The 4,995-nt window shown below is 70.3% G+C and carries 6 protein-coding genes; 1 reads left to right on the top strand and 5 read right to left on the bottom strand.

Annotated features, from left to right (window positions below; genetic code table 11):
• Positions 1-148: 148 nt before the first annotated feature.
• The 3 genes from P3L51_RS34995 to P3L51_RS34985 form a co-directional block, all read right to left on the bottom strand.
• Entirely contained in the window at positions 149-1,120 is a 972-nt protein-coding gene (locus P3L51_RS34995) for an RNA polymerase sigma factor SigF (RefSeq protein ID WP_382572031.1), read from the bottom strand.
• Complete coding sequence (locus P3L51_RS34990; protein ID WP_023538758.1) at positions 1,117-1,530, bottom strand: ATP-binding protein; 414 nt, start codon at positions 1,528-1,530, stop codon at positions 1,117-1,119. Before P3L51_RS34990 ends, P3L51_RS34995 begins: the two co-directional genes overlap by 4 nt.
• Positions 1,531-1,782: 252 nt before the next feature.
• Positions 1,783-2,043, bottom strand: coding sequence for a UBP-type zinc finger domain-containing protein (locus P3L51_RS34985; protein WP_354609398.1), 261 nt, complete (start codon positions 2,041-2,043; stop codon positions 1,783-1,785).
• A 37-nt stretch (positions 2,044-2,080) separates the two neighbouring features.
• On the opposite strand from P3L51_RS34985, the gene P3L51_RS34980 reads away from it, so the two are divergent.
• Positions 2,081-3,679 carry a Na+/H+ antiporter gene (locus tag P3L51_RS34980; protein WP_354609397.1) on the top strand — a complete coding sequence of 533 codons (1,599 nt, stop codon included), beginning with the start codon at positions 2,081-2,083 and terminating at the stop codon, positions 3,677-3,679.
• Here the strand turns inward: P3L51_RS34980 and P3L51_RS34975 are convergent.
• On the bottom strand, positions 3,658-4,620 hold the full coding sequence (locus P3L51_RS34975) for a 1-aminocyclopropane-1-carboxylate deaminase/D-cysteine desulfhydrase (protein ID WP_354609396.1): 963 nt from the start codon (positions 4,618-4,620) through the stop codon (positions 3,658-3,660). The two genes, P3L51_RS34980 and P3L51_RS34975, sit on opposite strands and share 22 nt — an antisense overlap.
• 95 nt (positions 4,621-4,715) lie before the next feature.
• On the bottom strand, positions 4,716-4,995 hold a 280-nt coding region (locus P3L51_RS34970; RefSeq protein ID WP_354609395.1), incomplete at its 5' end, for an N-acetylmuramoyl-L-alanine amidase.

The raw sequence follows: 4,995 nt of genomic DNA, 5'->3' as shown, positions 1-4,995 counted from the left end.
GGCAGCGGCTGATGTCACTGCGGCGCCGCGGGCCAGGCGGGACTTTGAAGACACGACCTAGAGGCCCGCACCGGGCCGGTACGCGCCTGGAAACGCCGGAGGGGCCGTGTGCAGCCGCACACGGCCCCTCCGGCGATCCCAGGACGTCTCACTCCTCCACGAGCAGCTTCTCGCGCAGCTGCGCCAGCGTCCGGGCCAGCAGCCGCGACACATGCATCTGCGAGATGCCGACCTCCTGCGCGATCTGCGACTGCGTCATGTTGCCGAAGAAACGCAGCAGCAGGATCCGCTTCTCGCGCGGCGGCAGATCCTCCAACAGAGGCTTCAGCGACTCGCGGTACTCGACGCTCTCCAGCGCCTCGTCCTCCGAGCCGAGCGTGTCCGCCACCGCCGGGGACTCGTCGTCCGTGTCCGGCACGTCCAGCGACAGCGTGCTGTACGCGTTGGCCGATTCCAGCCCTTCGAGGACCTCTTCCTCGGAGATGCCCAGCCGCTCCGCCAGCTCGTGCACCGTCGGCGAACGGCCGTGCTGCTGCGAGAGTTCGGCCGTCGCCGTCGTCAACGAGAGCCGCAGCTCCTGAAGACGCCGCGGCACCCGAACCGCCCAGCCCTTGTCGCGGAAGTGCCGCTTGATCTCGCCGACGACCGTGGGAGTGGCGTACGTCGAGAACTCGACACCCCGCTCCGGGTCGAACCGGTCCACCGACTTGATCAGGCCGATCGTCGCGACCTGCGTCAGATCGTCCAGCGGCTCACCACGATTGCGGAACCGGCGGGCCAGATGCTCCACGAGCGGCAGATGCATCCGCACCAGCTGATTGCGCAGCAGTGCCCGTTCGGGAGAGTCCTCGGGCAGCTTGCGCAGCTCGATGAACATCGCCCGCGCCCCGCTGCGGTCATGTGGATCGTGTTGCCTGTGCTCGCTCATCGTGGCCGCCCGCTCTGCCTGCGCCTGCTCCGCCGCCGTCTGGCCGTCAAGCCCGTCCACCGGATGGGGCCGGGCCTGCTGCTCCGGAATGCCCGACGGCACGAGCGCCGGATCCGCCGGAACCTCATGCCCTTCGCGCGGATCCTGGGGGACCCGCTCCTCGTCACGCACCGGACCGTCCCCGTTCCTCACGCCGGCCCGGGTCCCGCGCCGCGCTGTTTGTACAGGCTGATGGCGACCGTGCGGTCGTCGGCGACCGTCGCGTCGACCTTGCCCGCGAGCGCCGAGAGCACGGTCCACGCGAACGTGTCACGCTCCGGCGCGCGCCCGTCGGTCGTCGGCGCCGAGACGGTCACTTCCAGCGAGTCGTCGATGAGCCGGAACACACAGCTGAGGACGGAGCCCGGTACGGCCTGTTGCAGCAGGATCGCGCAGGCCTCGTCGACCGCGATACGCAGGTCCTCGATCTCGTCGAGGGTGAAGTCCAAGCGTGCTGCCAGGCCGGCCGTAGCCGTACGCAGCACGGACAGGTAGGCACCCGCAGCGGGCAGCCGGACTTCCACGAAGTCCTGGGTCCCGGGCTCGCCTGCGATCTGGGACACCCTCACCTCCAAGGTGGCACAAGCTTCTCAGGGCTCCGGGAAGGGAATCTCCCGAAGCCTCGCGGTACGTAGTCGGCACGCAGCCGGTCTGGACTGGCGACGCTATCGCGATCCATGGTCCCGTGTCGCAGGGACCCCCGGGCCAGGGTCGGGCCGTCGGTTACTCATAGTAGGCATTTGGGTGCGAACAGTGGCTAGAGGTGTGTGGCAACCAATTGCGAAGAACGGGCGGATGGTTGACGTACCCAGGCCTCAGACGATCGAACCGTCGACAAAGCACCAACGCCACGTCTCGCCGGGTTCGAAGCTACGCATCACGGCGTGGCCCGTATCCCTGAAATGCTGCGAGGCGTGCCGGTGCGGTGACGAGTCGCAGCACCCCACATGACCGCAGACCAGACAGAGCCGCAGCTGTACGTGGTGGCTGCCCGATGCCAGACATTCCAGGCAGGTGTCGCTCAGCGGCGCGGATTCGGGGCGTGGGAGGTCGGCAACGTGCTGGCACTCACTCATGATGGCCAGATTACGACGCTAGTGGAGGACGGTGGGCATGGACCCGTTGCAGCTGATCGCCCTCGTGGCGGGAAGCGCGGTGATCGCGGCGGCGGCCAGAAGGACGCCCGTCCCGGCCCCGCTGCTCCTTGTCACGGCGGGAATTGTCGCCGCGTACGTGCCGGGCGTGCCCAGCTACGTACTCGACCCGCACATCGTCCTGCCGTTGCTGCTGCCGCCCCTGCTGCACATGGCCGCCGTGGAAAGCTCCTATCTGGACCTGCGGGCCAACGCGCGCCCCATCGGTCTGCTCTCCGTGGGCTATGTCCTCTTCGCGACGGTCGTCGTCGGCTATCTCGCGTATCTGTTCATCCCCGGCCTGCCGCTGACCGCCGCGCTGGTCCTCGGCGCCGTCATCGCGCCGCCGGACGCGGTGGCCGCCACCGCGATCGCCCGCAAGCTCGGGCTGCCGAGCCGCATGACGACCATCCTCCAGGGTGAGTCGCTGGTGAACGACGCGACCGCGATCACCGCGTTCAAGGTGGCCCTCGCGGCGGCCGTCGGCGAAGGCGCGAGCTGGGCCGGCGGGATGGGCGAGTTCGCGCTGGCCTCCTTGGGAGGCATCGGTATCGGCCTCGTACTGATGGTGCCGATCCACTGGCTCCGTACGCATCTGAAGGAGGCGCTGCTCCAGAACACCCTGTCGCTGCTCATCCCCTTCGTCGCCTACGCGGCGGCCGAACAGGTGGGCGCGTCGGGTGTGCTGGCCGTCGTCGTGGTCGGGCTCTACCTCGGACACCGGTCCTGGCAGGTCGACTTCGCGACCCGGCTCCAGGAGGCAGCCGTGTGGAAGATGGTCTCCTTCATCCTGGAGTCCGTCGTCTTCGCGCTGATCGGGCTCCAGTTGCCCTATGTACTGAAGGGGCTCGGTTCCTACGGCGGAATGGAAGTGGCCGGTTACGCCGTCGGGGTGTTCGTGACCGTCGTCGCGGTCCGCTACCTCTGGGTCTTTCCCGCCACCTTCGTACCGCGCGCGCTGTCGAAGCGGATCAGGGAACGGGAACCTGAGACGACCTGGAAGGCGCCGCTCATCGTCGGCTGGGCGGGCATGCGCGGCGTCGTGTCGCTGGCCATCGCCTTCTCCATCCCGCTGACCCTGCACAACGGCGACGCCTTCCCGGCCCGCAACCTCGTCCTCTTCCTGACCTTCACGACCGTCATCGCCACCCTGGTCGTCCAGGGCCTCACCCTGCCCACGCTGATCAGACTGCTGAAGCTGCCGGGGCGAGACCCGTACGCCGAGACGCTGGCCGAGGCGCAGGCGCAGAGCCGGGCGTCGGTGGCGGCGGAGCAGCGGCTGGACGAACTGCTCGCCGACGAACGCAACGCCCTGGCCGAGCCACTGGCGGAGCGGCTCCGGAACGTGCTGGAGCGGCGGCGGAACTCCGTGTGGGAACGGCTCGGCACCGTCAACGAGTTGACCGGGGAATCCGCCGACCACACCTATCAGCGGCTGTCCAGGGAGATGATCGGGGCCGAACGCGACGTCTTCGTGACGCTGCGCGACGAACGGCGGATCGACGACGAGATGCTGCGGACGCTGCTACGACGGCTTGACCTGGAGGAGGCGGCGGCCTACCGGGAGGACTCCGACTGACCCCCGCCGTCCGGTCCCGGACCGCCGGTGACCACGGCGGCGACCGCGCTGCCCGGCGGGAAGGCGCCCTCCTCGGCCAGGGTGGTCAGCCCGTGGAGCATCTTGGCCACGTAGAGGCGTTCGACGGGGAACCGGTGCCGGTCCTCGAAGTCGGCGGCGAAGGCGTCGAGCGCGGGTGTCGTACGGGCGTAGCCGCCGCCGTGGAAGCGCTCGTCGAGCCGCCAGTCGCCCCGGGGGCCGCCGAAGGCCGCCAGTTGGAGCGCGCGGATCTCGCCGGCCAGGAAGCCGCCCTTCAGTACGGGGAAGCCGACCGCGCGCTGCCCGGGGGCGAGACCGGCGGCCAGGCCCGCGAGGGTGCCGCCGGTGCCGCAGGCGACCCCCACCACGTCCGCCGCGCCGCGCAGCTCCCGCCCGAGGGCCGTACAGCCTTGCGCGGCGAGGGAGTTGCTGCCGCCCTCGGGGACGACGTACACCCGCTCACGGGGCACGGGGACCCCGTCGGCGGCGGCGGTCAGCAGCGCCCTCAGTACGGAGGGCTCCGTCTTACGGCGGTAGGTCGCCCGGTCGACGAAGTGCAGCCGCATGCCGTCGGCCACGCACCGGGCGAGTGACGGATTCAGCGGGCCGGCGGCCAGCTCGTCGCCCCGTACGACGCCGACCGTCGCGAAGCCCAGCAGCCGGCCCGCGGCGGCGGTGGCGCGCAGATGGTTGGAGTACGCGCCGCCGAAGGTCAGCAGGACGCGATGGCCACCGTCGGCGGCGGCCCGCAGGTTCGGTTCGAGTTTCCGCCATTTGTTGCCCGGCAACGAGGGATGGATCAGATCGTCCCGCTTCAGCAGCAGCCGTACGCCGCGACGGGTGAAGCGCTCGTCCTCGACGGTCCGCAGGGGCGACGGCAGCCGTGGCCGCAGAGCGGCGAGGTCGAGCGCTTCCGGAGTCACACCTTCATTGTCGCGCCGGCGCGCTCCGGGCGGATCCGTCGCGGCGAGGTGCCGTGCCAGGCGTCGCGGGCCGGGCGGGACGCCGCGGACACGTCCTAGCCCAGCCGCTCGTCGATACGCCGGCGGAGACCGGCCATCGAGACGCCCCGGGGGTCGATCTTGCCCGGCTGCCACTCCAGGTGACCGATGACCGAGGGCGCGTTCCACTTGTGGACACGGCAGACGGCCGCCGCCGCGGCCTCCATGGCCTCGACCTGGACGGCGGGCCACGGGTCCTTGCCGTCGCCCAGGTTCTCGCACTCGAAGCCGTAGAAGTGCCTGTTCCCGTCCGTGTTGGCCTCGTTGTCCGGTGGCAGGGCCGTCTCGGCGATCACA

The organism is Streptomyces panacea (genome assembly GCF_040560175.1).
GTDB classification, from domain to species: domain Bacteria; phylum Actinomycetota; class Actinomycetes; order Streptomycetales; family Streptomycetaceae; genus Streptomyces; species Streptomyces panacea.
This window is presented reverse-complemented; position numbering and strand designations above follow the sequence as displayed.

Excerpts from the sequence above, each read along its gene's own strand:
- P3L51_RS34985 (WP_354609398.1), bottom strand. The coding sequence starts at position 2,043 with ATGAGTGAGTGCCAGCACGTTGCCGACCTCCCACGCCCCGAATCCGCG.
- P3L51_RS34980 (WP_354609397.1), top strand. The coding sequence starts at position 2,081 with ATGGACCCGTTGCAGCTGATCGCCCTCGTGGCGGGAAGCGCGGTGATC.